Origin of the sequence: Litchfieldia sinesaloumensis, assembly GCF_900156865.1 — a bacterium.
In the GTDB taxonomy this organism is placed as follows: domain Bacteria; phylum Bacillota; class Bacilli; order Bacillales; family Bacillaceae_L; genus Ferdinandcohnia; species Ferdinandcohnia sinesaloumensis.
In genome coordinates this window covers 2,525,744-2,550,827 of record NZ_LT732529.1, presented here as the reverse complement: position 1 = coordinate 2,550,827, position 25,084 = coordinate 2,525,744, and the positions used below count along the sequence as shown (strand labels likewise).

Here is a 25,084-nt window from a genome sequence, read left to right as displayed (position 1 = left end):
GGAGGCGGCAGAATTATGAAAAGTATTTCAGTTGGATTATTAGGATTAGGTACGGTTGGTAGTGGCGTCGTTACGATATTAAAGAACCATCAAGATAAATTAATGCATCAAGTAGGGTGCCCAATAGAGGTTAAAAAGGTATTAGTTCAAGACGTAAATAAGCATCGATCAGTGGATATAGATCCTGCATACCTGACAACGAATGCAAACGATGTAATTGATGATCCGGAAATTGATGTTGTAATTGAAGTAATGGGTGGGGTTGAGGATACAAGGCAGCTTGTTCTTCAATCTCTACGTAACAAAAAACACGTTGTAACAGCAAATAAAGACTTAATGGCTTTATATGGTACGGAGTTATTAGCAGTTGCGAGTGAAAATGGTTGTGACTTATTTTATGAAGCAAGTGTGGCCGGCGGGATTCCGATTCTCCGTGGTTTAGCAGATGGCTTTGCATCAGATCGAATCATTAAAATGATGGGAATTGTAAATGGCACAACAAATTTTATCTTAACTAAAATGAGTAAATTTGGTAGTGCTTATGAAGAGGTTCTAAAAGAAGCGCAAGATCTCGGCTACGCAGAAAGTGACCCTACAGCAGATGTAGAAGGTCTAGATGCAGCAAGAAAGATGGCCATTCTAGCTACACTAGGGTACTCAATGAATATTGACCTTAAAGACGTTCGTGTTCAAGGAATTTCTTCCGTTACTAGCGATGATATCGAATATAGTAAACGTTTAGGTTATGTGATTAAGTTAATCGGTACTGCACATCGTGAGGGTGAAAAGGTTGAGGTAAGTGTTCAACCAACCCTACTTCCAGAAACGCATCCACTTGCTGGGGTAAACGACGAATTTAATGCGGTATATGTGTATGGAGAAGCAGTAGGGGAAACAATGTTCTATGGACCAGGAGCAGGTAGTTTACCAACTGCAACATCAATCGTTTCAGATTTAGTTGGTGTTATGAAAAATATGAGACTTGGGGTAAATGGTAAAAGTAGCGTATCCCCTCAATATGAGAAAAAGTTAAAAGAAGACTCTGAGAAGTTTTCAAAATACTTTTTACGTATTCACGTAAAGGACCAAGTTGGGGCATTTGCAAAGATTACGTCACTATTCTCTGAGCGTGGTGTAAGCTTCGAAAAGATTCTTCAACTACCATTAAAAAATAAGGATGTAGCAGAGATTGTTCTAGTTACTCATCAAGCATCCCTACAAGATTATGAAGAAATTTTAGTTCAACTACGAGATCTACAAATAATCCAAGAAGTGAAAAGCTCGTATCGAGTTGAAGGAGGAAACCTAGCATGAGATGGCAAGGACTTATACAACAATTTCGTGAATATTTACCGGTAAATGAAAGTACTCCAATGCTATCCTTAAATGAAGGAAATACACCTCTACTTCCTCTACACACTATTTCTGAGGAACTTGGTGTTGAATTATATGTAAAAGTGGAAGGTGCAAATCCTACTGGCTCCTTTAAAGATCGTGGGATGGTAATGGCGGTAGCTAAAGCAGTTGAAGAAGGTAGTGATACAATTATTTGTGCATCTACTGGAAATACCTCAGCTGCAGCAGCGGCATATGCTGCACGTGCTGGATTACGCTGTATCGTCGTTATTCCTGAAGGGAAAATAGCAATGGGCAAATTAGCTCAAGCTGTGATGTATGGAGCTGAAATTATCTCAATTGAGGGTAATTTCGACCATGCACTAAAAATGGTGCGTAACATTAGCGAAACAGCTCCTATTACTCTCGTAAACTCCGTAAACCCATATCGTATTGAAGGACAAAAGACGGCTGCGTTTGAAGTCTGTGTGCAGCTAGATGGTGCTCCTGACGTATTAGCAATTCCAGTAGGAAACGCAGGGAATATCACAGCCTACTGGAAAGGTTTCAAGGAATACCATGAACGTCATAATACGGGGCTACCTGAGATGCGTGGGTTTGAAGCGGAAGGGGCAGCTGCTATTGCCAAGAATCAAGTAATTGAAAATCCAGAAACAGTTGCAACTGCCATTCGTATCGGAAATCCAGCGAGCTGGGATAGCGCTGTTGCAGCGGCTAATGAATCGAAGGGGAAGATTGATGAAGTAACAGATGAAGAAATTCTTGAGGCCTATCGATTACTAGCGAAAAAAGAAGGTGTATTTGCTGAACCAGGTTCTTGTGCATCCATTGCTGGAGTCATTAAGCAAGTACGTAGCGGAGAAATTAAAAAAGGCAGCAAAGTGGTTGCAGTATTAACTGGGAATGGATTAAAAGATCCAAATATTGCAATTGAGGCAACAACAATCAAACCTGTTGTCCTACCAAATGATGAACAGCTTGTCTATGAACACATTAGAGGAGCCGTTTTACATGAAGTCTGATCAAGCTTTTCAAATAAAAGTACCAGCGAGCTCGGCTAATCTTGGACCTGGTTTTGATTCGTTGGGGTTGGCAGTCAATCGATTTCTAACCCTTCAGGTCGAAAAGAGTAACGAGTGGGAGTTTATTCCACAATCTGAGGAAATCGCTGATACTCCAAGTGGTAAGGAAAATTTTATCTATCAAATTGCAGCAGGGATAGCTGATAAGTACTCTTGTGTGTTACCTCCCTGCAAAATTTTTGTTCATAGTGATATTCCATTAGCAAGAGGATTAGGGAGCAGTGCAGCAGCTATTATCGCCGCAATAGAGCTTGTAAATGAGCTTTGTGGCTTACAGTTAACACATCAGCAGAAGCTAAATCTAGCATGTGAATTTGAAGGGCACCCAGATAATGTTGGAGCATCGTTATTCGGTGGTCTAGTGATAGGGAGTCATCGTGGAAGTGAAGACACGGACCTTATTCACGTAAAGGATTTATCCTTTGACATGGTAGTTGTTATTCCTCCTTACGAGTTAAAAACAAAGGATGCACGTAATGTCCTACCAACAGAGCTTTCCTATCAAGAGGCAGTGAAGGCTAGTTCTATAAGCAATGTCATGGTGGCTGCACTTTTAACTAAAAACCTTGAATTAATGGGGAAAATGATGGAACTCGATCTATTTCATCAGCAGTATCGAGCAAAACTCATACCTGAGTTTGATAGCATTCGTCGTGTAGCGAAGAGGGCTGGAGCTTTTGGAGTTACCATAAGTGGAGCTGGCCCTACAGTAATTTGCTTTACCGAAAGCGGAAGAGGAAATCAGTTAAAAACGGATCTATCTCTTGTGTTCGAGGGTTACCAGGTCGAAGAACTATCAATCGAAACAAACGGAAGTAGGTTAACTAACTACACTTTCTATACATGAATAAAAGCGAAACCGTGCTGGTTTCGCTATTTTTTATACAGCTACTGTCACTTTCAAGTGCTTTATCTGCCGTTTTTATGAAATACTGCCACTACTGATTTTTAGGTCAAAAAAAGTGCCTCAGAACTTGAGGCACTCTTGTAATTATATTAATTAGAATACTTGTTCAACTTCGACTACACCTGGAACTTCTTCTAGTAGTGCACGTTCAATTCCAGCTTTTAATGTGATTGTGGAGCTCGGGCAGGTACCACAAGCACCTAATAAACGAAGCTTTACAACACCATCTTCAACATCGACTAGATCACAGTCTCCGCCGTCGCGAAGTAAGAATGGACGAAGTTTATCTAATACTTCTTGTACTTGTTCTCTAATATCTAATTCAGCCATAACGATTGACTCCTTTCCTCATACCTTTATAATTATTATAATCTGTTTCCTGTAAAAAATCTATTAACTTTATTTCGTAGATGAATCTAAGCTGCACATAAGTATCTTTCGGTGTCTATTGTATCAGATTTTTAGTACAATGAAAAAAGAAATGATTGGATGGGGGAGAAATCGAATTGGAAATGCAAAAGGTTGAAATTTGTGTATATGGAGCAGAAATATTATGTCCTAGCTGTGTGAATCTTCCTTCTTCAAAAGAAACGTATGAATGGTTGGAAGCAGCACTAAGTAGAAAGTTCCCAAACCAACCCTTTGAAATTACACATATTGATATTTTTGATCCACCTAATGAAGAGGAGAAAAAGACATTCGCTCAACGTGTGATTGAGGAAGATATGTTTTACCCGGTTGTTGTGTTAGAAGGGGCTATTGTCGGTGAAGGAAGCCCGAAGCTAAAAACTATTTACGCAGAAATGGAGAAATTCGGATATAAGGCAGCTGAATAAAGCAAACTAAAACCGCGGCAAACAACCGCGGTTTTTCAATCATCCATTATGATACTTATACATCCATAACACTCCAGATTTTAACATCCTAGGCACGCGACCAGTAAGTGGACGTTCAGCTACTAGACCAAAGCCTTCTTTTTTTCCAAGGGATCCAAGTACACCTTTTAATTTGATCTTAGGAAATTCGGTTGGTGGTTCTTCACCTTTCCAGCGTTTTAAAAGTACCTGTACAATCTGTTCGGCCTGACCTTCTGCAAGTTGGGCACTTGGCGCATGTGGTAAGCTTGCGCAGTCACCGACAACATAGACATGCTCATCGTTCGGTAAATTATGCTGCGTAGTTAGAACCACACGACCACTTTTGTCTTTTTCGACATCTAAGTCCCTGACAATTTTATTTGGCTGGATACCAGCTGTCCAAACAACAACATCACTTTGAACAGGTTGATCATTGTTATAAAGTACGTTTTCTTCAACTTTTGTAATGTTTGAGTTATTAATGATTTCAACATCATTTTTATCAAACCAGTTTTCGACATACATGCTCAGTTTTTCTGGGAATGCGGATAGAATATGCTTTCCTCTGTCGAAGAGTTTGATTTTTAAGTCTGGTCTACTTTCATGTAATTCACTAGCTAATTCAACCCCACTTAGTCCTGCACCAACAATGGATACTGTAGCTCCAGCGGGAAGGTTATTTAGTTTCTGATAGGTTTGTCGTGAACTGTCAATGGATTGAATGCTATAAGAGAATTCTTTCGCTCCAGGGACATTGTGGAATTTGTCCTCACATCCTAAACCAATTACTAAATCATCATACTCAATAGATTCCTGGTCCTTTAAATGGACAAGTTTTGAATTCATATCGATGCCCGTAATTTCCCCATAATGTACGAGTAAGCGATCATGTTCTGGAAATGTTACACGAACATGGGAGTCAGAAATAGTTCCTGCGGCAAGTGCGTAAAATTCCGTTTTTAAACTATGATAAGGCACTCGATCAATCAAGGTGATTTGGATATCCTCCGGTAATTGATTTGGCAAAAGACGATGTAAAATTCGCATTCCACCATACCCACCACCTAATATGACTAGTTTTTTCATGTTGATTATCCCCTTTAAAGTTCCTCTCTTTGGTTGAAACGTTCAGTTCGTTGTTCTAACAACATTTTATCTATACTGTAATCCTTTTCAAAGACACTAAAAGTATAGCGAAAATATGGCAAAATAACAACTTAATTCCCGAAATTTGACGTGCAGATAAAAAGGGAGTACGATAAGTAGTTGTAGTGAGGTGAATAAACCAGTGAATCCTATCATAGAATTCTGTGTTAGTAACTTGGCTAGTGGCTCAGAAAAAGCGAAGGAAATCCTAGAACAGGATCCAAACCTTGATGTGATTGAATACGGATGTCTGAGCTATTGTGGGCAATGTTTTGAGTCACTGTATGCACTTGTAAATGGGGATGTAGTAACTGGTGAAACAGCCGAAGAGCTTGTTGAAAACATCTATTCCTATTTAGAAGAGAACCCAATGTTCTAACTATATATACATTAAAAAAAGCAGTCAGTGGACTGCTTTTTTTCTTTTAACAAAAAAACCCTCCATTATAGTTAATGAAGAGTTTCTAAAAAAACGGGGGATATTCCCATTGTGCTCAAAGAATTTCCATTTTATACTAGTTTTAAGAAAAAATGTTTTAAACGGATTATTTGTAACAAAATCAGTTAACCATTATACTAATAGTAATAAGATATTTATGAGAGCTGTGAAAAAAAGGAGGTTACAAACGTGACAAATCATGTAGTCAACATATCTGAAGCAGCTGCTTTTCAGATTAAAGATATGATGAAACAAAATGAGGAAGAAGGATCATTCCTTCGGGTTGCTGTTAAAGGTGGCGGTTGTAGTGGACTTTCCTACGGAATGGGCTTTGAACAGGAAGAAAGTGCTGATGACCTTCATGATGAACAACATGGGATTAAGATAATTATTAATAAAGAAGACGCTCCGATTTTATCTGGTGTAAAAATAGACTTCAAACAATCTCTAATGGGTGGAGGATTTACCATCGATAATCCAAACGCAATCGCTTCTTGTGGTTGTGGTTCATCTTTCCGCACAGCAACAGCAGCTGGCACACCTGAAAATTGCTAAACCAAATGTTTGCAAAATGTGGCAACTTTAATTAAAAAAACAACACTTTTCTAACTTTCGTTAAAAGGTGTTGTTTTTTTAATTTTCTCAAGTTTCAAAAAGATCCTCAAACACTTGAAAAATCAATATAAAAGTCATATCATGAATTGTAGATAATAAATAGTAATATTCTTTGACAAATTACGTAATTTTTTTTGTCCAATTATGCTATCTTACGTGAAGGATATCACAAACTATTTTATCAATAAAAATAGAGGTTACAGTTGAAAATAGTAATACATCATTTTAACTGTAAAAAGAAAAGGTGGGCGTGATTACATTGAAAAAGCCAAAAATAGTTGTTTTAGGAGCAGGTTACGGCGGATTGACCACTGTTGTAAATTTACAAAAAACTTTAGGTGTTAATGAAGCTGATATTACACTTGTTAATAAAAATGATTACCACTACGAAACAACATGGTTACACGAAGCATCTGCTGGGACTTTACATGCTGATAAAGTACGTTATCAAATTGAAGATGTTATTAGTGGACATAAGGTTAAGTTTATTAAAGGATCTGTTGCAAAGGTAAATCGCGAAGGTAAACGAGTAATCCTTGAAGATGATACACAATTAGAATATGATTATTTAGTTGTTGCATTAGGCGGAGAGTCAGAGACATTTGGAATCAAAGGATTAAAAGAATATGCATTCTCCATTTCAAATGTGAACACTGCGCGTCAAATTAAAGAACATATTGAGTATCAATTTGCAACATATAATACAGAAGAAGAGAAAGACGATACTCGCCTAACCATCGTTGTTGGTGGAGCAGGATTTACTGGAATCGAGTTCTTAGGAGAACTTGTAAACAGAGTGCCAGAACTTTGCCGTGAATATGACGTTGACCAAAATAAAGTTAAAATCATTTGTGTTGAGGCTGCGCCTACTGCATTACCAGGTTTTGATCCTGAGTTAGTTGAATATGCAGTTAACCATTTAGAGCGGAAAGGTGTAGAATTCAAAATTGGTACTGCAATTAAAGAGGCTACACCAGAAGGAATTATCGTTGGTAAAGATGATGTAACCGAAGAAATAAAAGCAGCTACAGTTGTATGGGCAGCAGGTATACGTGGAAATAGTGTAATCGAAGCTTCTGGTTTCGAGGCTATGCGTGGTCGTGTGAAAGTTGACAAACACCTACGTGCACCAGGTCATGATGAAATCTTCTTTGTTGGAGATAGCTCATTAGTTATTAATGAAGAGATAAATCGTCCATATCCTCCAACTGCACAAATTGCAATGCAGCAAGGAGCAATAGTTGCGAAAAACATTGCTGTTCTAGTTCGTGGACAAGGAGAACTAGGTGAATTCACTTTTGATAATAAAGGAACTGTATGTTCACTAGGTGAGCATGATGGTATCGGAGTTGTTTTTGGCCGAAAGATTTGGGGTTCAAAAGCTGCATTCATGAAGAAAGTAATTGATAATCGTGCACTACTGATTGTGGGCGGACCGTCATTGGTACTTAAAAAAGGTAAATTAAAGTTCTTCTAAGATAGAAAAAAGGGAATGCAGCTAAATAGCGCATTCCTTTTTCACTTTATTGCCATGAATTGCAAGCGAAATCAATTGACTCAAGTCGTATCCCTTTAGTAAACTAGGAAGGGATTTGTACATAAAAGATTATACTTTAACATTTTTTGTGATTTTGTTGTCTAGCTCAAGGCGCCGTCAACTCGAAGGTTTAAGCAACCTGACTTTGAAGGTAAAAGACATTTTTGTCAGCACTCATCTTTACGCTTTTTGCCGATAGACGAATGCCTTATGCTTTTCTCATAGGAGGTGAGTGTCATGTCACTCAGTTTTTTACCGATTTTATTAATATCGATGCTACTGTTTTTCGTTTTATTTTTTGGAATTGGATTTATACTGAACATGCTCTTGCGGATGTCATGGATCATGACGATAATTTACCCAATCATTGCGATAGCAATTATTCAGGAAGTTTCCTTTATTGACTATTTTACTTCACCCGGTAGTGCATTTCGTTCCTTAGGTGAAAGTATTACAACCTTAGCACCACTAGATATTACGATTTTGCTTAGTGGCTTAGCTGGTGCGATTTTATCAGGAGTCGTGATTAAACTACTACGAAAAAAAGGATACAGAATGTTTTAGAAATAACTCTAAATATTGTGCAGAAAAACGTAAGGATATTATCTTACGTTTTTTTTATATGTATTATTTTCCACCCTTAAACGAATAATTTCTATTTGAATTGGAAAGAAATAGAGTCGTGAGAGGAGTGGAAAAATGTGTTGCAATTAAACACAATTATTAGAAGAGGTGCAATGACTTTTTTACTTGCACTTGCACTATTAACGACATTCCAATCTTTTTCAGGAGTGCAGACGAAGGATTTGATAAATTGGCTAGATAATCAAATCATGGAGAAAACTCAAACAGTGGCCATTAAAGGTGTAGGACTGGTTTCTCAATTATTATATGTTGTGAATGGAGATAAGACGGTAGTGGCTTCTGCTATAGAAAGTACATTACCAATTGAAGAGGCCATTGATTTTTCAAAGTTTCCGACAAAAACAGTTGTTGCAACTGGATATACTGCAGGAGTCGAATCGACAGGTAAGGATACTAATCATCCTTCGTATGGAATTACCTATTCAGGTGTAAAAGTAAAACGTGACCTGTATTCAACAATTGCTGCAGACTTAGATGTATTTCCAATAGGTACCATTCTATTTATCCCCGACTATGGGTATGGAGTAGTTGCGGATAAAGGTGGAGCTATCAAAGGAAACAAAATCGATCTTTATTATGAAACAGTAGATGATGTTTATGAAAAATGGGGGAAGAAAACCCTCGATGTGTATGTGATAAAAATGGGTGACGGTAAAGTATCAGAAGAAGAGATTGCTGCAATGAATGAGGATAAATCAATGCAGGTATTCCGTCAACAAATACTAGGTGAAAAGAGTTAGGGCTAATCATGTGATTAGCCCTTTTCTATTAGATTATTTGAAGTACTAAGGTTAACAAAATACCAGTCAATCCACCAAAGAATACCTCAATAGGCTTATGACCTAATAATTCCTTTAATTCACTACGCTTTTGAGCCTCGTCAAGTTTTGGCCATAGCTTTGCATCCTCTGCAAACTTTTGGAAATCTGCAACGAGTCTATTTAAAACAGTTGCCTGTTCACCTGCATGTCTGCGCACACCGGAAGCGTCGAACATAACAATCACAGCAAATACTGTAGAAATAGCAAAAAATGGAGAGCCAACACCTTGTTCAAGGGCAATAGCTGTAGTTAATGCTGTAACAGCAGCAGAATGTGAGCTGGGCATACCGCCTGTACTCGTAATCAATGACCAATCCACTTTTCTTGTTACAATAAAATGCAGTGGGACCTTCACAAATTGGGCAAATCCAATTGCGGCAAGTGCAGCCCAAAGGGGAAAATTCGTAAATAGCTCCATGTAGACTTCTTCCTCTCGCAAAAAACATACTAGTATCATCTAGTTATTTCTGTACTTGTAGACTTTTCCATGTAAAACAAAACAAAAAAATACAAGTTACATTTACTAGTATTATAAAAGAAACTATAGCTCCTTTGCAAAATGAATCTGCTCCAATGTTTGTTAGAAGTAATTTAGTGTCTCGAAGTATATAAAAAGTATATAATAAAAGAGTGAATAAAGTTGGAGGTGTTTTAATGTTTACTGTTAAAAATGAAGTTCAATTACAAGAATCTAGTGAAGCATTACTGATAGGTCTTTTCGCTAGAAATCAGAAGATAACTGGTCTTACACAAGAACTAGACTCATTATTAGACGGACAAATAACAGAATTGTTAAAAGAAGGAGACATTTCTACAAAACATAATACAGTTTCGAAGGTACATACATTAGGAAGGGCTCCTATAAAACGAGTTTATTTTGTTGGACTTGGTAAGGAAGAAAACCTAAGCTTCGAATCATTAAGAGAAGCGTTAGGAAAGGCTGTTAAAACGATATCGGAATCAAAGGTGGGAAGTTTTGCACTTGGACTAGATTCATTTGTAACAACCGGATTAGACGCACACGATGTTGCCCATGCATTTGGAGAAGCCTTAGCATTGTCTACATATAAGTTTGCTGACTATAAGCAAAAGTCAAATGAGCCAGAAAAGAACATCGAAAAAGTGATTGTTTACACGGATGGAAATGAGAATGAAGTTGAGGCTAGTCTAACTGTAGGTTATGCATACGGTCAAGGAACCAATTCTGCACGAACTCTAGTAAATCTACCAGGAAACATGCTTACTGCAACAGATTTAGCCAATTACGCAGCCGAGCTTGGAACTAAATATGGATTTGAAGTAGAAATCCTTGAAAAAGAAGAAATGGAGAAGCTAGGAATGGGAGCTCTATTAGCAGTGAATAAGGGATCTGTAGAGCCTCCAAAAATGATTGTACTCAAATACCAGGGGAAAGATAACTGGGAAGATGTTATTGGCTTGGTTGGAAAAGGTATTACCTTCGATACAGGAGGCTACTCGATTAAGCCAAAGGATGGCATTGTGGGTATGAAGTCAGATATGGGTGGTGCTGCTGCAGTATTAGGGGCAATGGAGATCATAGGCGAACTAAGACCAGAAAAAAATGTTGTGGCAGTCATACCTTCAACGGATAATATGATAAGTGGGGATGCATTTAAGCCTGACGATGTTGTCACTTCCATGAATGGTAAAACAATTGAAATCTTAAATACAGATGCAGAAGGAAGGCTGGCTCTAGCAGACGGCATTACATATGCAAAGTTCCATGGTGCGTCCTACCTAGTCGATGTTGCTACATTAACAGGTGGCGTAATTGTGGCTCTAGGAAATGATATAACCGGTGCAATGACAAACAATGAGGCTTTTTTTGAAAAAGTATTAGAAGCGTCGTTAGAAGCTGGTGAGCCAATATGGCGCCTACCAATTACTGAGAACCATAAGAAACGTGTTCGCAAAAGCCAGGTTGCAGACTTAAATAACTCACCAGGGCGAGATGGTCATGCAATATTTGCAGGGACTTTTCTAGGGGAATTCGCAGAAAATACGCCATGGGTACACCTAGACATCGCCGGAACAGCAACGACAACATCTGCTCACAATCTTGGCCCTGCAGGTGCAACCGGAGCTATGGTCCGTACCCTTGCAACTCTTGTAGAGAGATTTGGAGAAGAAAGCGAAGAGTAACATTAAGGGTTCCGGCTTAAGCTGCAACTCAGTTAAACACATTGCATTTTAGCGTGAATTCATACGAATTCACGCTTTGCTTTTTTTTTTGATAAATTAACGATTAATGAGGATTATTAAAGGAATTACCTGACTTTAGACATAAGCTAGCAGATATGGTCTACACTAGTATGAAGACACCTCACCTTCAGACACCAGCCCGTAAAAATGGCTTCCGGCTGTCCGAAGACACCTAAACTTCAGACACACTCGTAACTATTTTACATCCGCTTGTCTGTAGATTTCCGATTATATTTCTCAGGCGCTTTTTGGCTTTGACCTCATTGGTGAGATAAGAGATCAATTGTATGAGAAACTCAAAACGGAACTGTAACCTTATGGATAAGCTTTTTTCCTTTCAATAAAGAATTTCATACACCTCTCAGCTGTAAAAAAATATACCATTGACGACATCTCCTATCCTATGATATTGTAATTTAGTAATTTAGTTCTCTACCAATTTACCAAACTAAAGCGTTTTATAAAAAAACTAACAATTACGAGAAGGAGTTTTCATCATGAATGCAGTTGTTATAGCAGTTCTTGTTATGCTCATATTAAGTTTATGTCGGATAAATGTGGTGGTAGCTCTTGCAGTTGGAGCAATTGTCGGCGGACTTACTGGTGGTCTTGACGTTTCTACCACGGTATCAACCTTCACTGAAGGTCTAGGTGGAAATGCCACAGTTGCATTAAGCTACGCCCTATTAGGTAGTTTTGCGGTAGCTATTTCCAAAACAGGACTACCAGATGCGATGGTAGACCTTGCCATCAAAATGGTTGGTCAACAAGGGGATAGTAAACGAAAAACATATTCTAAAGTTCTAATTATCTTTATTATTTTAGCAATTTCAATTTCATCACAAAACCTAGTACCAGTTCATATTGCATTTATTCCAATCCTAATCCCACCTTTATTAAAGGTTTTTAATGAACTTGAAATCGATCGTCGACTAATTGCTACGGTCATTACATTTGGTTTAACAGCACCCTATATAGCACTTCCTGTTGGGTTCGGAGAAATCTTTCACGGTCTTCTTCAGCAGTATATGTTAGATAGTGGGTTAGATGTAGCAAAGCGAGAAATTCCAATCGCCATGTTGATTCCTACTGCAGGTATGGTTTTTGGCCTACTTTTTGCCATCTTTTTTACCTATCGTAAACCAAGACAGTATAAAAACATAGAAATTGCAAACCAGTCAAATACTAAATCAAGTTATACAAAAAAGAGTATTGCATTTGCACTTCTAGCAGTAATTGTAACCTTGAGTGTACAGTTGACACTCTCTCAAGTATTTGATGTTGATGGTATGATATTCGGAGCACTTGCTGGGATTGCGGTTCTTTATTTCAGCGGGTCAATGAAAGTTAGTCAAGCTGATGAAGTTATCACCAATGGTATGAAAATGATGGCTTTTATCGGGTTCGTGATGATTACAGCTTCAGGATTTGCAGCAGTGATAAGTGCAACAGGAGATGTTGAAGAACTTGTTACAAGTTCAGCTGCGTTAATGAATGGAAATCAAGTTCTTGCGGCGTTAATGATGTTGATTGTCGGACTTCTCATTACGTTAGGTATTGGTTCATCCTTCTCAACGATTCCAATCATTGCAACAATTTTTGTTCCTTTATGTATAGAGTTGGGCTTTAGTCCAATGGCTACAATTGCCATTGTAGGTACTGCAGCAGCTCTAGGTGATGCAGGCTCACCAGCATCTGATAGTACACTAGGCCCGACCGCTGGACTTAATGTGGATGGTCAACATAATCATATTTGGGATACGTGTGTACCAACATTTTTACACTATAATATACCACTTATTATCTTTGGCTGGATTGCAGCAGTAATCTTATAGGAGACCCAAGGATAAAAGGGATATGAAATCTTTCTTACAAAAGAAGATTTCATATCCCTTTTTTTTACATTAAACAGTAAAACTAATACAATTGTTAACGCCTTTCGAAGTGATAATCAATCTTTACATACTATTTATTTCCTTCTTCTTAGGGCCTATATTTGTGCTTTAAAATAGGGAAAACTAATTTGGATTAGGCAATCAATAAAAATGAGGTGATTTGATGGATCCATACGTAGAAGTCAGGAACGTCTCAAAGATTTTTGGTAAATCCCCTAAAGCTGCCATAGATTTATTGAAACAAGGCAAATCCAAAAAGGAAATCTTAAAAGAAACAGGACTAACAGTTGGTGTTAATAATGTAAGTTTTAAAATTTATCCTAGTGAAATATTTGTCATCATGGGACTATCAGGAAGTGGAAAATCAACTTTAATTCGAATGTTTAACAGGCTGATTGATCCTACAATTGGAGAAATTCTTATAAAAAATGAAGACATAGTTAAGATGAATGCTGCAAGATTGCGGGAAACAAGACAAAAAAGAATTAGTATGGTCTTTCAAAACTTTGCCCTTTTTCCACATAAAACGATATTAGAAAATGCCGAATTTGGCCTTGAAGTTAAGAAGGTTCCATTGTCTAAGCGTCGTGAAAAGGCAATGCAGGCATTAGAGGCTGTTGGATTAAAAGGATATGAACATCAATTCCCATCCCAATTGAGTGGTGGTATGCAACAAAGGGTAGGGCTTGCTAGAGCGCTAGCAAGTGATACAGATATTATCTTAATGGACGAAGCATTCAGTGCTCTAGATCCGTTAATTCGCAAAGATATGCAGGATGAATTAATTGGCATTCAAGAAGAGTATAAGAAAACAATTATCTTTATTACTCATGATTTAGACGAAGCATTGCGAATAGGTGATCGAATTGCACTGATGAAGGATGGTAGTGTAATTCAACTAGGCACACCTGAAGAAATTATGATTAATCCAGCAAATGAATTTGTGGAGAAGTTTGTTGAAGATGTTGATTTATCAAAGGTTCTGACCGCTTCACACGTAATGAAGCGTGGAGAAAAAATCAGTGTAGATCGAGGTCCAAGAGTTGCATTAGAAATAATGCGCAATCAAGGATATTCGAGCATATTTATCGTAGACCGTAAAAATAAGTTATTGGGAGCACTGACTGCTGAACAGGCACGTCAGGCAATCGAACAAAATAAAACCATTGCTGAAACCATGACAACAAAGATACCAAAGGTTTTAGAAGATACACTACTGACAGATTTGATGGATGAAATTGCAACATCTAGTTTACCGATATCAGTAGTAGATGAAGATAATCGCTTCAAAGGAATTGTAATACGCGGTGCTGTCATTGGTGCATTAAGTGGAAATAAAGACTCTTTGAATGAATTGGAGAGTGATTAATCAACATGGGTATTCCTAAAATTCCTCTAGGTGAATGGGTAGATTCCTTTGTCGCATGGCTAACCATCGCAATGTCTGGGCTATTTGCCTTTATAACAAATGTAATCGATGGGCTCTTGGAATTGATTGTAGACATATTAAGCATAGGGCCATCTATCATCTTAATTCTTGTTTTAACTCTCTTGGTGACCTATACAAGTAGATGGCCATTAGGTATCTTTACATTATTAAGTCTCCTATTGATTGAAAACCTTGGATACTGGGATTCAAGCATCCAAACAATTGCGATTGTTTTACTATCAGGATTACTAACAATCGTTATCGGGATTCCACTTGGAATCTGGTGTGCGCAAAGAAAATCTGTACAAAACATCGTTACTCCTATCTTAGACTTTATGCAAACGATGCCTGCATTTGTGTATTTAATTCCGGCCATTTTGTTTTTTGGGATTGGAGTGGTCCCAGGAATTATAGCTTCATTTATTTTTGCAATTGCACCTACGATTCGAATGACGAATCTAGGTATTCAGAAGGTGCCATCAGATTTAATTGAAGCAGCAAATGCCTTCGGTACAACTACTAGTCAAAAATTGTTCAAAGTTCAACTACCTCTTGCTACTCCGACTATAATGGCTGGGGTTAACCAAAGTATAATGCTAGCATTATCAATGGTTGTTACTGCTTCATTAGTTGGAGCACCTGGACTTGGAGCAGATGTTTACCGAGCAGTGAGTCAAATTGATGTAGGGCAAGGCTTTGAAGCTGGCTTGTCAATTGTTTTCATTGCAATTATTCTTGACCGAATAACACAAAATTTGCGTAATCCGGCATATAGAAATGTCGTTAAGCCTAAGATTGTATTTTCAATTTTAGCTTTACTTATAGTAGGTACAGCCATAGTTGTCTCAATACCAGCCAACAAGGACACTACAAATAAGAATGCAAATGGAATTGGTGCACAAACCGATTTCGAAATTGTAGGAATAGAACCTGGGGCAGGATTGATGGGATTGACCCATACTGCTTTAGAAGAATACGAACTAGATGAGTGGACGTTACTCGAGGGCTCGTCTGCTGCAATGGTTGCTGAACTACAGAAGGCATATGCTCAGCAAAGACCTATTATAATCACTGGATGGACACCACATTGGATGTTCTCATCATTCGAATTGAAATATCTAGATGACCCGAAAGAATCCTTTGGAGGAGCTGAAAGTATCCATACCATTGTAAGAAAAGGACTGGAACAGGATGTACCTGGTGCTTATAAAATCCTTGATCAATTTTTGTGGGAACCTAGTGATATGGAAGCTGTCATGGTTGATATTACAAATGGCATGGATGCAACTGAAGCTGCTAATAAGTGGATTGCAGCAAACCCAGATAAGGTTTCTGAATGGACAAACGGTGCCCAAACAGGACGCGGGGAAGGGGTTAATCTTGTGTTTGTTGCTTGGGATTCAGAAATAGCCAGTACCTATGTAATTGGCAGGGTTCTCGAGCAAAGTGGTTATGATGTGACATTGAGTCAGGTTGAAGTTGGGCCAATGTTTGCGGGAGTGGCCAATGGAAGTGCAGATGGAATGGTAGGGGCTTGGCTACCAACTACTCATGTTGAATATTATAATACCTATAAGAACGATTTCGTTGACCTAGGGAAAAATCTTTATGGAACGAAGAATGGACTGGTAGTACCAGAATACGTTGAAATTGATTCGATTGAAGACTTGAAATAAAACTTAGAGAGAGCATCCTTTTGGATACTCTCTCTATTTTGCGTTGTACTCAAAAACTGAAATACCTTGTTTTTTAAGATGCCTTTGTAGATACATGAATCACAGAACCTTTTGTTACCGCGCGATATATTCTTGGTGAAATACATGCTGCGAAAACAGTAAAAGCAAGATCCTTTACAATAAACCAAGCCATAACGGCCCATGCAGCACCGTAGCTCATTTTAACTTCTAGCCAAAAGTTTAATGCGAAGTACATATAATTTGTGCCAATAAAATAGTTCATAAACAAGCCGACAAATGCAGCAAGCATAAACGTTGATAGAGTTGGATTCCCCTTGGCATACTCTACGATTTTTCCTGCAAAATACGCTGTCGGGATGAATGATAATATAAATCCACCTGTACTCCCTATGATTGGAGCAATACCAGCTTCAAAGCCAGAAAAGACAGGTGCTCCTGCAATTCCAATCAGCATATATATGGACATAGAAATAGCTCCTAATCGACTACCAAGTAATAGCCCTGCTAATACTGCAAAAAAGGTTTGCATGGTTAATGGAACTCCCGCTACCTGTAAGAAGGGGACCATTGAGGTAATGTTTGCACCAATCGCCATTAGTGCTGCGAACATTCCTACATATGTAATTTCAATTGCTCGAATGCGTGGTTTGGATATTGTTGTCATCTTATGTTAACCTCCGTTAATTAATGGTTAACAAAATCGTAAAACAAGAACGATTATATGTCAACAAAAAAAATAAAAAGTTAACATAAATTAAAGTTTAAAATTGAATTCCATCACCGATACTTTTACGAGGAGGTGATGCATATGACACCGTATCAAGTAAAAGAAACCTTTGAAGTATTTGGGCTGCATCATCTATATGAAACTTTACAATATCCACTTTGGATAACTGGTGCAATGGACCATGAAGAATTCGAAGTACTTGAAGCATTTTTTGAGTCATACGATTTTGAAAATGTTGATAAAATATTTGTAGATGATTTCCTATTTCAATACCGAACCTTTAAGAAAGCATTTGAAAATCTGAATTAAACAGCGTCAATTTATTATTGTTAGAAAATAATTATCTTGTCCAATGTAAGAAAAAAGTGTCAAAAGGGATGTCCTGTAAATATAATGCCCATATCCGAAAATGTTGGGAGCGGTCGGAAATGAGTATTGGAATTGTATTAATGGGCCTTTTTGTCGGTTTTTTGGTCGGATTAACAGGTGTAGGTGGAGCGGCATTATTAACCCCATTTTTAATCATAATTGGCATCAATCCGCTAGTCGCAGTTGGAACAGATTTTGTCTATAACTCAATTACAAAATTCTTTGGATCTGTTCAGCATTTTCGGCAGAAAACAATTAATTTTAAGCTTGTAAAATATTTGGCTATAGGCAGTATTCCTAGTGCTATCATTGCCGTAGCCACATTGCATATTGCTGGTGGGGATAAGCTCATACAAGGTGAAATCGTAAAGCATGCACTCGGTTATGTACTTATGATGGTTGCTGTGGCAACTGTGATAAAGACGTTGTTTAGCTCTCGTTTTTCAAGTAGCTCTTATAGCTTAAAACCCATTGAGGATAAAATAAAAGGAACGATTCTTCTTGGTGCGATTCTTGGTTTTATTGTCGGATTAACATCTGTTGGATCGGGGTCTTTATTTGCTTTAGCGATGCTTTTATTTTATCAATTACGAGCTTCCGAGTTAGTTGGAACAGACATTGCACACGCCTTTATCTTAGTTACAGTTAGCAGTATTTTTCATGTAGGCTTTGGGAATGTTGATTTTCTATTAGTCGCAAATTTACTTTGTGGTTCTATCCCAGGTGTAATTATTGGGAGTTCACTTTCAGCAAAGGTTCCAATGAAACCTTTGCAAACCGTAATAGGGATTATCATTTTTATAAGCGGATTAAAATTAATTTATTAGATTGATTAATGCAGTTTCATTGCGAACCTCTTAACCTTAGTGTAAAATTACACTAAGGTTTTTTAAATGGGATATCTCAAAGGTGATTGATATGGAAAAGGAACATATAATAAAATTGTTATCTGAAAAAATGAAGTTGATTCGAATTGAAAAAGGGTATACGCAAGATAAAATGGCTGAGATTTTGGGGATTTCAAAGAAGACTTTGGTACAAATTGAAAAGGGAAGGATTCAAGCGGGATGGACATGTGTAGTTGCCCTATGTGCATTATTTCGAGATAGTGAAATTATCCAAACAACATTAGGCGAGGACCCTATAGATGTCATGGAAATTATCGGACGTAACGGGATTAATCGTGCGAAAGAACGAACTATGGGGGGGAAGGTCTGGTGGAAGGATCTTCAGAAAGAAGGAAGGTTTCGTCTCCAACAGAACCTAATAAGCCAACATTATCGAATCTTAGATAATGCGAACTTCCGGTGGTATTCTTCTTTTGATATAAAGGAAGCATATAGTAGGTTTAAAGAACTTACTGACGAATTAAATTAAATGAAATTAAAAAGTGGGGCGCATACTATTTTGCCCCATTTTTTTCTTCTTTACAGTTTTGCTTTTCGAATACATTGATGAAGGTAAATTATTGTTCATAGCTGCTTCTTCATTCAGTTTTTCATTTTTAGCCATATAACCACCTCCATGCAATTAATTAGTAATCGATTGTAAAATCATCATATCTATCATGGTTAAGATACTCATTTTCGCCTGTTGCAAAATTTATATTTCGAAGATCAAGCTCTGGGTCAAGCTGATTTACGAGCTGTTCTTCTTTACTTTGTGTAAGTTTCGTTATGTCTCTGTCTCTATTTTCCATTGATTTTACCTCCTCGTGTTTTTATCTTGTCCTAAACAGGCTCATTTTCATTCTGGTAAACAAAAAAGAACGACAGGCAAATTTTTACCTCTCGTTACTAGTCATTACAGCCATCTTAATGTAATTGTTAAATGACAGCATTCGACGCCATTAACCATTGATGATAACTCAATATTAATACCATCTGGATTAAATTTAGTTTTAATATCTGATTTAATTCCTGTGGATTTTAGTAACCGTTCTACTTCTTTGTCATTTGAGCTTTGAGCAGCTGCCATTACCTGCTGGGCAAATGGCTTTGAATCCGCTAATTTTGCAAGTACTAAACTCGCATCCTTCATTAGGTTTCTCATTTCAGTTGCGGATTCACTAAATAGCGTAGAATCCACTTCTGGGTATTTACGATAATACGGATATTGATAATACGATTTAGGTTCAGGAAAAACAGAATGTCTAGTTATATTTGAATAATAACCAGGATATAACACTGTCCTTGGTGGTCCCTGACGTCCATAGACAAACGGATGTTGATACAACGGTAGTAGACCTCCCCTTAATCAAATTTCCCTTACAATATATGTAATTATCTGATAAAGGTGCGGTAGACTTTTGGCATTCTCTACCGTCTGGTAACTCCCAACATTCTAAAAACAATACGTTCCCATAATCTCCAGGGTAGTACTGTCTTTAAAAAGATAGAGATCCTCGTATTTTTTCCTACTGGATAGCGAAGTTTAGGTAATGAAGGTTTTTCTGTGAGTTTTACAATAAATCTTGCAACCTCAAGTGGGTCGCCGTAGGTAGATTGCCCCTTTTCAAGCCTTTTTTCAATTTTTTTCATCATTTCATAATAGGGGGAAGTGGTGAGTATGGACCTTTTAGCAATCTTCTTACCACTACTCCAAATATTCGTCTGATATGAACCTGGTTCGATTAGGGCAACATTAATCCCAAATGGCCTTACCTCAAGCTGTAACGATTCGCTCCATCCTTCCAGGGCGTATTTAGAAGCAACATAAGGGGATAGACCTGGGAATCCAATTTGTCCACTTATGCTACTTATATTAATAATTGTTCCTGATCCTCGTCTTCTCATATGAGGGAGGACAAGCCTTGTTGCTTCAATTAAACCGAAAAAGTTCGTTTCAAACTGAGACTTGTATTCCTCTATTGTTATTTCCTCTGCAAATCCCCCCATAGCAAACCCAGCATTGTTCAACAAAATATCAACTCGTCCAAGATTTTGTAGAGTGTCATGCAATTCAGTTAATGATTTGGCATTGGTTACATCCAATTTACAAAATAGAAAATTATCTTCTAAAGTACGATCGTTTAATTCCTGTAATACATGTAACCTTTTTTGTAAATCCCTCATCGTAGCGACAACAAAATATCCCTTTTTTACATATTCAACGGCTGTCAAAAGTCCAAAACCACTTGAAGCACCAGTTATTAAGACAATGGGTTTTTCCATGTTTTCATCTCCCTTAAAACCAATTCCAAATCCGACATGGTCTATACAGCCGGTATTTGAGCTAAAATAAAAATGTTTCTAACATTATCCATTTAATCTTATAATAGAAGGTGATGGGAATCTATAACTAAGTACATCGACCTCAAAGGCAGGGATTTGATGGATATTAATGATATAGTGTCAGTTATCCAAGAGCACGGTTATCTAGGGCTTTATTTATGGCTTTGGGTTGGCGCATTTGTGATACCAATTCCAAATGAAGTCATTGTTTCTACAATTGGTTTTTTTGCATCTGAGGACATCTTCGTTCCGTGGAAGATATTCATGGTCACGTATATAGGTATCTTAACAGCTGTCACTACAAGTTATATTACAGGACGCTTTGCAGGGCATGTAATGGTCTACCTGCTGAATAAGAAAAATAAAATGAGAAATAAGATAGAACGCGCCTTATCCCTTATTGAAAGGTACAATATGTTCGCGTTGGCTTTATGCTATTTCGTTCCAGGCTTTCGTATTTTATTTCCGTTCCTATTTGGATTCAGTAAATTTCCTTTTGCAAAATTTGCAGCTACACTGTATACAGCCATATTGGTCTGGGTTTCATTAATCTTCTCGGTCGGATACTTTGCGGGGGAAGAATTCATTGAAGCCTTTATCAAATACTACGACCTAGTTATTGGTGTAACGGTTGGAGGGTTAGTATTGTATGTATGCATAAAAATAAAAAAGACCCGCAAGTTACGTAAACTTTCAAATTAAGAGACAGGATAATAAACGGTATAATCGTGTAATAGTTAGGAGTGGGAGAAGAAATGGTAGAAAACACATTGATTAGTGCGTTAGGCATCAAAATTGAAGAAGTAACACCTGATAGGGTGACAGCTTCTATGCCGGTAGATGAGCGAACACGTCAGCCTTTTGGTATTTTACATGGTGGGGCATCTGTTGCTTTAGCGGAAACAGTCGCAAGTGTAGGTACATACAATCTCGTTGATCAGGCAACACAAGGATGTGCGGGGCTTGAAATTAATGCAAATCACATTCGTGCAAAACAGAAAGGAATTGTAAGAGCAATTGGCACCCCACTTCATAAAGGTAAAACAACGATGGTTTGGGACATTAAAATTGTTGATGAAGAAGAAAATCTCATTTGTGTTTCACGTTGTACAATGGCTATATTGACATTAAAAAAGTAAAGAAAAAGCGAGGACTAAACAAGTCCTCGCTTTCTGTTATTGACTTACTTTACCTTTAGTACTACGTGCTTTGTTCTTTAAATCATCTTGGGTACTTTTCTCCCAAAGAGGAACCTTAGAATTATATGCAGCACGACTAATCAAATGGCCTGCAACAGGAGATGTCAGAAACAGAAAGACAAATCCTAAAATTACCCTCGCATTCATATAGCCTTCGATTACCCAGAAATATAAAAACGTTCCAAGTAATATAGAGAGAACACCTAATGTGGCACTTTTTGATACCGCGTGGTTTCTTGTGTACACATCAGGCAATCGAATGATTCCAATTGCACTTAATAGGCTTAAAAGCGCTCCGAACAAGATGATAACAGCAAATAGTATTTTAAGCATCTCGGTCATGTTCAATAACGACTCCTTTCTCAAGGAACTTCGAAAATGCAACTGTACCAACAAATGCGACAATCGCAATTAATAAAATGACCTCAAGGAATGAATTAGAACGCAGTATTACTGAAATAATTGCAGTTATACCGACGAGATTGACCCCTATTGCATCTAATGCAATTACCTTGTCTGGAATTGAAGGTCCTTTAATCACACGATATAAATAAGCAATTGTTGAAACGGATAAGCAGAGCAATGCAATATTTAGTAAAATCTCAAACATTATCTGCTCACCTCCAGGATTGCTTTTTCAAACGTGTTTTTGATAGATTCGATTGCCTCATCTATATCTTGCAAATCCATCGCATGAATATAGAGTAATTTTCGATCGTCTGAAATATCAACTACCAATGTTCCAGGTGTCAATGTAATTAAATTCGAAAGAACCATAATTTCCCAGTCCTTTTCTAGTTCCGTCGGTAGAGCAAAAATCCCGGGTTTGATATCAAGATTTGGCTTGACGACTACCTTCATAATTGCATAATTTGATAATATTAACTCTCTAAAGAATATCAAAATTAACTTTATCACTGCCCACACATTAAGAAGATAGAACCGGTGTGAGAAGGAACGACGAAGAACAAGGATTAGTAAAAGTCCGATCAAATAACCTCCAAAAAAGGATCCAAACTCATATGAATTCGATATAAACATCCACGAAAATGCAATAAAAATATTTAAAACGATTTGCAACAACATAATATCTACTCCTTTAAGACAGCTTGGACATAGATGGATGGGTCCGTCAAAACCTGTGCTGCCTGAGAGATATACGGATAGAACCATTCAGCGCCAAATCCAAGTGCAATTGAGAGTGAAAGTAGAAGAGTGATTGGTAATAGCAATCCTTTTGTTGAACCTTTTTCTTCTTCTTTCCTAAGTTTTGCTTCACCCCAGAATCCGTTAATGAATATTTTCATCACCGAGTATAGGACAAGAAGACTTGAAATTAAAATTGCTGCGACCAGCATATAATGTTCATTAGCAAGGCTTCCTTTAACAATTAGAAGTTTACCTATGAAACCACTAAATGGTGGAATTCCTGCAAGTGAAATGGTTGCAATAAAGAACATCCAGCCGAGATATGGGTGATGTTTGATCAAGCCACCCATTTTCTTTAAATTGCTAGTACCAGTTATCACTATCATGGCCCCGACTAATAGGAAAAGAGCTGCTTTAATAATCATGTCATGTATTAAATAATAAATCGAGCCAGTTAATGCTGTTGGTGTTAACGTTGCAACACCAACAAGAATTACACCAACCGCAGTTAAGATATTGTAAATAATGATTTTCTTAACATCCCAATAGGATACAGCACCAATTACACCTACCACAATGGTTAATCCGGCAAGTATACCAATTAAGGTATGAGTGAAACCTGTATCGTTATAGAAAATAATCGTAAATGTACGAATAATAGAATATACTCCAACCTTTGTTAATAGTGCTCCAAATAGAGCTGTAATCGGTGTTGGTGGTGCATGATAGGAACCTGGCAACCAGAAGAATAACGGGAAAATGGCTCCTTTTAACCCAAATACCACTAAAAATAAGATTGAGATAACAGTGACAAGACCAGGCTGTCCTAGTTCACTAATCTTCGCAGATAAATCAGCCATATTTACTGTTCCTGTTACTGCGTATAAATAAGCTACGCCAATAACAAATAGGGCAGAAGAAATGACGTTTACCAAGATATATTTAATGGATTCACGTAATTGAGGCTTTGTCCCACCATGTACAATAAGCACATAAGAAGACATCAGCATTACTTCGAAGAATACAAAGAGATTAAAAAGGTCTCCTGTTAGAAATGCCCCCAGTACCCCAACCATTAGAAATTGAACAGCAGCATAATAAAAGAAAGACTCTCTTTCTTTCCCTATATTCTTAAATGAATATAGAATACATGCTAATACGACAATGCTTCCTGCTGTTACAAGTAATGCAGCAAGCATGTCTGCTACTAACACTATACCAAACGGAGCATCCCAGTCCCCAAGGTTAAGGGTTTGAATGCCATTTTGATAGACATGATTAACAAGTAGCAATGACACGATTACAGTAAGGATAGTTGATATTAGGCTAATACCTCTTGCTGCTTTCGTATATTTATTTACAAATATCAGTATGATTCCCGTCATGAGAGGAATCAGTATTGGAAGGATTACAAAATTATTCATCGCTATCATTTCCCCTCAATTTATCCATGTTATCCGTGCCAAGCTCTTGATAGGATCGATATGCTAGAACAAGGATAAATGAAGTTACCCCAAAACTAATTACGATCGCTGTTAAGATAAGAGCTTGTGGGAGTGGATCAACATAAGCCTTTGTACCTTCTACTAAAATAGGTGCAGCGCCCTGCTTTAATCCCCCCATCGTTAATAACAATAAGTGTGCTCCATGACTAAGCAAACCTGTTCCAATTATGACGCGAATGAGACTCTTTGAAAGCATCATATAGGTTGCAGCCGTAAATAGAATACCGATGACAATAGCCATTAAGATTTCCAT

30 protein-coding genes and 1 pseudogene are annotated in these 25,084 nt (G+C 37.6%); 18 read left to right on the top strand and 13 right to left on the bottom strand.

All coding sequences use genetic code 11. From position 1 onward, the window contains the following. The first annotated feature begins 15 nt into the window (after positions 1-15). Genes CZ490_RS12770 through thrB form a run of 3 tightly spaced genes read left to right on the top strand, consistent with a single transcriptional unit; the run spans position 16 to position 3,285 of the window. Positions 16-1,314 carry a homoserine dehydrogenase gene (locus CZ490_RS12770; RefSeq protein WP_200801578.1) on the top strand — a complete coding sequence of 433 codons (1,299 nt, stop codon included), beginning with the start codon at positions 16-18 and terminating at the stop codon, positions 1,312-1,314. Then, positions 1,311-2,378 (top strand): threonine synthase, encoded by a 1,068-nt coding sequence (gene thrC / locus CZ490_RS12765; RefSeq protein WP_077619238.1) that lies wholly within the window; start codon positions 1,311-1,313, stop codon positions 2,376-2,378. The genes CZ490_RS12770 and thrC overlap by 4 nt, the downstream gene beginning before the upstream one ends. Then, positions 2,368-3,285 (top strand): homoserine kinase, encoded by a 918-nt coding sequence (gene thrB / locus CZ490_RS12760; RefSeq protein ID WP_077619237.1) that lies wholly within the window; start codon positions 2,368-2,370, stop codon positions 3,283-3,285. The genes thrC and thrB overlap by 11 nt, the downstream gene beginning before the upstream one ends. Positions 3,286-3,438: 153 nt before the next feature. Here thrB and CZ490_RS12755 read toward each other — a convergent pair. Then, a pseudogene (locus CZ490_RS12755) lies at positions 3,439-3,697 on the bottom strand (NifU family protein). Positions 3,698-3,857: 160 nt separating this feature from the next. On the opposite strand from CZ490_RS12755, the gene CZ490_RS12750 reads away from it, so the two are divergent. Beyond that, positions 3,858-4,181, top strand: coding sequence for a YuzD family protein (locus CZ490_RS12750; RefSeq protein WP_077621053.1), 324 nt, complete (start codon positions 3,858-3,860; stop codon positions 4,179-4,181). Positions 4,182-4,220: 39 nt separating this feature from the next. Here the strand turns inward: CZ490_RS12750 and CZ490_RS12745 are convergent, their stop codons facing one another. Further along, positions 4,221-5,288: an NAD(P)/FAD-dependent oxidoreductase gene (locus CZ490_RS12745; protein ID WP_077619235.1), complete on the bottom strand. Its 1,068-nt coding sequence runs from the start codon at positions 5,286-5,288 to the stop codon at positions 4,221-4,223. Positions 5,289-5,490: 202 nt separating this feature from the next. On the opposite strand from CZ490_RS12745, the gene CZ490_RS12740 reads away from it, so the two are divergent. The 5 genes from CZ490_RS12740 (at position 5,491) to CZ490_RS12720 (ending at position 9,324) form a co-directional block, all read left to right on the top strand. Further along, entirely contained in the window at positions 5,491-5,727 is a 237-nt protein-coding gene (locus tag CZ490_RS12740) for a YuzB family protein (RefSeq protein ID WP_077619234.1), read from the top strand. Between the two features lie 249 nt (positions 5,728-5,976). Then, entirely contained in the window at positions 5,977-6,342 is a 366-nt protein-coding gene (locus CZ490_RS12735) for a HesB/IscA family protein (RefSeq protein WP_077619233.1), read from the top strand. Positions 6,343-6,652: 310 nt separating this feature from the next. Continuing rightward, entirely contained in the window at positions 6,653-7,879 is a 1,227-nt protein-coding gene (locus CZ490_RS12730) for an NAD(P)/FAD-dependent oxidoreductase (protein WP_077619232.1), read from the top strand. 297 nt (positions 7,880-8,176) lie between these two features. Continuing rightward, complete coding sequence (locus CZ490_RS12725; RefSeq protein WP_077619231.1) at positions 8,177-8,503, top strand: YuiB family protein; 327 nt, start codon at positions 8,177-8,179, stop codon at positions 8,501-8,503. Positions 8,504-8,640: 137 nt separating this feature from the next. Beyond that, positions 8,641-9,324 (top strand): 3D domain-containing protein, encoded by a 684-nt coding sequence (locus CZ490_RS12720; protein WP_077619230.1) that lies wholly within the window; start codon positions 8,641-8,643, stop codon positions 9,322-9,324. A gap of 28 nt (positions 9,325-9,352) precedes the next feature. On the opposite strand, the gene CZ490_RS12715 is transcribed toward CZ490_RS12720, so the two are convergent. Next, positions 9,353-9,823, bottom strand: coding sequence for a divergent PAP2 family protein (locus tag CZ490_RS12715; RefSeq protein WP_077619229.1), 471 nt, complete (start codon positions 9,821-9,823; stop codon positions 9,353-9,355). Between the two features lie 236 nt (positions 9,824-10,059). Here CZ490_RS12715 and CZ490_RS12710 point away from each other — a divergent pair, with 236 nt between their 5' ends. From CZ490_RS12710 to CZ490_RS12695, 4 genes are all read left to right on the top strand, one after another. Then, a complete protein-coding gene (locus CZ490_RS12710) occupies positions 10,060-11,568 on the top strand; it encodes a leucyl aminopeptidase (protein WP_077619228.1) in 1,509 nt (502 codons plus the stop codon). 557 nt (positions 11,569-12,125) lie between these two features. Then, complete coding sequence (locus tag CZ490_RS12705) at positions 12,126-13,463, top strand: Na+/H+ antiporter family protein (RefSeq protein WP_077619227.1); 1,338 nt, start codon at positions 12,126-12,128, stop codon at positions 13,461-13,463. A 223-nt stretch (positions 13,464-13,686) separates the two neighbouring features. Continuing rightward, entirely contained in the window at positions 13,687-14,892 is a 1,206-nt protein-coding gene (locus CZ490_RS12700; protein WP_077619226.1) for a quaternary amine ABC transporter ATP-binding protein, read from the top strand. A gap of 5 nt (positions 14,893-14,897) precedes the next feature. Beyond that, positions 14,898-16,628: a glycine betaine ABC transporter substrate-binding protein gene (locus tag CZ490_RS12695; RefSeq protein ID WP_077619225.1), complete on the top strand. Its 1,731-nt coding sequence runs from the start codon at positions 14,898-14,900 to the stop codon at positions 16,626-16,628. A gap of 73 nt (positions 16,629-16,701) precedes the next feature. On the opposite strand, the gene CZ490_RS12690 is transcribed toward CZ490_RS12695, so the two are convergent. After that, entirely contained in the window at positions 16,702-17,313 is a 612-nt protein-coding gene (locus tag CZ490_RS12690; protein WP_077619224.1) for a biotin transporter BioY, read from the bottom strand. A gap of 144 nt (positions 17,314-17,457) precedes the next feature. Here CZ490_RS12690 and CZ490_RS12685 point away from each other — a divergent pair, with 144 nt between their 5' ends. The 3 genes from CZ490_RS12685 (at position 17,458) to CZ490_RS12675 (ending at position 19,122) form a co-directional block, all read left to right on the top strand. Further along, positions 17,458-17,685 carry a hypothetical protein gene (locus CZ490_RS12685; RefSeq protein WP_077619223.1) on the top strand — a complete coding sequence of 76 codons (228 nt, stop codon included), beginning with the start codon at positions 17,458-17,460 and terminating at the stop codon, positions 17,683-17,685. Between the two features lie 119 nt (positions 17,686-17,804). Then, positions 17,805-18,572 carry a sulfite exporter TauE/SafE family protein gene (locus CZ490_RS12680; RefSeq protein ID WP_077619222.1) on the top strand — a complete coding sequence of 256 codons (768 nt, stop codon included), beginning with the start codon at positions 17,805-17,807 and terminating at the stop codon, positions 18,570-18,572. 91 nt (positions 18,573-18,663) lie between these two features. Continuing rightward, complete coding sequence (locus tag CZ490_RS12675) at positions 18,664-19,122, top strand: helix-turn-helix domain-containing protein (protein ID WP_077619221.1); 459 nt, start codon at positions 18,664-18,666, stop codon at positions 19,120-19,122. Between the two features lie 6 nt (positions 19,123-19,128). Here CZ490_RS12675 and CZ490_RS22920 read toward each other — a convergent pair whose 3' ends face one another. The 4 genes from CZ490_RS22920 to CZ490_RS12665 form a co-directional block, all read right to left on the bottom strand. Further along, entirely contained in the window at positions 19,129-19,257 is a 129-nt protein-coding gene (locus CZ490_RS22920; protein ID WP_268762099.1) for a hypothetical protein, read from the bottom strand. 22 nt (positions 19,258-19,279) lie between these two features. Next, positions 19,280-19,444, bottom strand: a complete 165-nt coding sequence (locus CZ490_RS22340) for a hypothetical protein (RefSeq protein ID WP_159439950.1) — start codon at positions 19,442-19,444, stop codon at positions 19,280-19,282. A gap of 104 nt (positions 19,445-19,548) precedes the next feature. Next, complete coding sequence (locus CZ490_RS12670) at positions 19,549-19,980, bottom strand: YuzC family spore coat inner layer protein (RefSeq protein ID WP_142255378.1); 432 nt, start codon at positions 19,978-19,980, stop codon at positions 19,549-19,551. Between the two features lie 83 nt (positions 19,981-20,063). After that, positions 20,064-20,918 carry an SDR family oxidoreductase gene (locus CZ490_RS12665; RefSeq protein WP_077619220.1) on the bottom strand — a complete coding sequence of 285 codons (855 nt, stop codon included), beginning with the start codon at positions 20,916-20,918 and terminating at the stop codon, positions 20,064-20,066. A gap of 177 nt (positions 20,919-21,095) precedes the next feature. On the opposite strand from CZ490_RS12665, the gene CZ490_RS12660 reads away from it, so the two are divergent. Beyond that, positions 21,096-21,680: a DedA family protein gene (locus tag CZ490_RS12660; RefSeq protein WP_234987230.1), complete on the top strand. Its 585-nt coding sequence runs from the start codon at positions 21,096-21,098 to the stop codon at positions 21,678-21,680. Between the two features lie 53 nt (positions 21,681-21,733). Continuing rightward, positions 21,734-22,117 (top strand): hotdog fold thioesterase, encoded by a 384-nt coding sequence (locus tag CZ490_RS12655; protein ID WP_077619218.1) that lies wholly within the window; start codon positions 21,734-21,736, stop codon positions 22,115-22,117. Positions 22,118-22,153: 36 nt separating this feature from the next. Here the strand turns inward: CZ490_RS12655 and mnhG are convergent, their stop codons facing one another. From mnhG to CZ490_RS12630, 5 genes are read right to left on the bottom strand one after another with little or no spacing between them, the layout of a single operon-like run. After that, positions 22,154-22,519: a monovalent cation/H(+) antiporter subunit G gene (mnhG, locus tag CZ490_RS12650; protein ID WP_077619217.1), complete on the bottom strand. Its 366-nt coding sequence runs from the start codon at positions 22,517-22,519 to the stop codon at positions 22,154-22,156. After that, positions 22,503-22,787 (bottom strand): Na(+)/H(+) antiporter subunit F1, encoded by a 285-nt coding sequence (locus CZ490_RS12645; RefSeq protein ID WP_077619216.1) that lies wholly within the window; start codon positions 22,785-22,787, stop codon positions 22,503-22,505. Before CZ490_RS12645 ends, mnhG begins: the two co-directional genes overlap by 17 nt. After that, positions 22,787-23,263, bottom strand: a complete 477-nt coding sequence (locus CZ490_RS12640; protein ID WP_077619215.1) for a Na+/H+ antiporter subunit E — start codon at positions 23,261-23,263, stop codon at positions 22,787-22,789. Before CZ490_RS12640 ends, CZ490_RS12645 begins: the two co-directional genes overlap by 1 nt. A gap of 5 nt (positions 23,264-23,268) precedes the next feature. After that, the gene (locus tag CZ490_RS12635; protein WP_077619214.1) at positions 23,269-24,750 is read right to left on the bottom strand and encodes a Na+/H+ antiporter subunit D; all 1,482 of its coding nucleotides are present in this window, start codon (positions 24,748-24,750) and stop codon (positions 23,269-23,271) included. Further along, positions 24,743-25,084 (bottom strand): Na(+)/H(+) antiporter subunit C, encoded by a 342-nt coding sequence (locus tag CZ490_RS12630; protein ID WP_077619213.1) that lies wholly within the window; start codon positions 25,082-25,084, stop codon positions 24,743-24,745. The genes CZ490_RS12635 and CZ490_RS12630 overlap by 8 nt, the downstream gene beginning before the upstream one ends.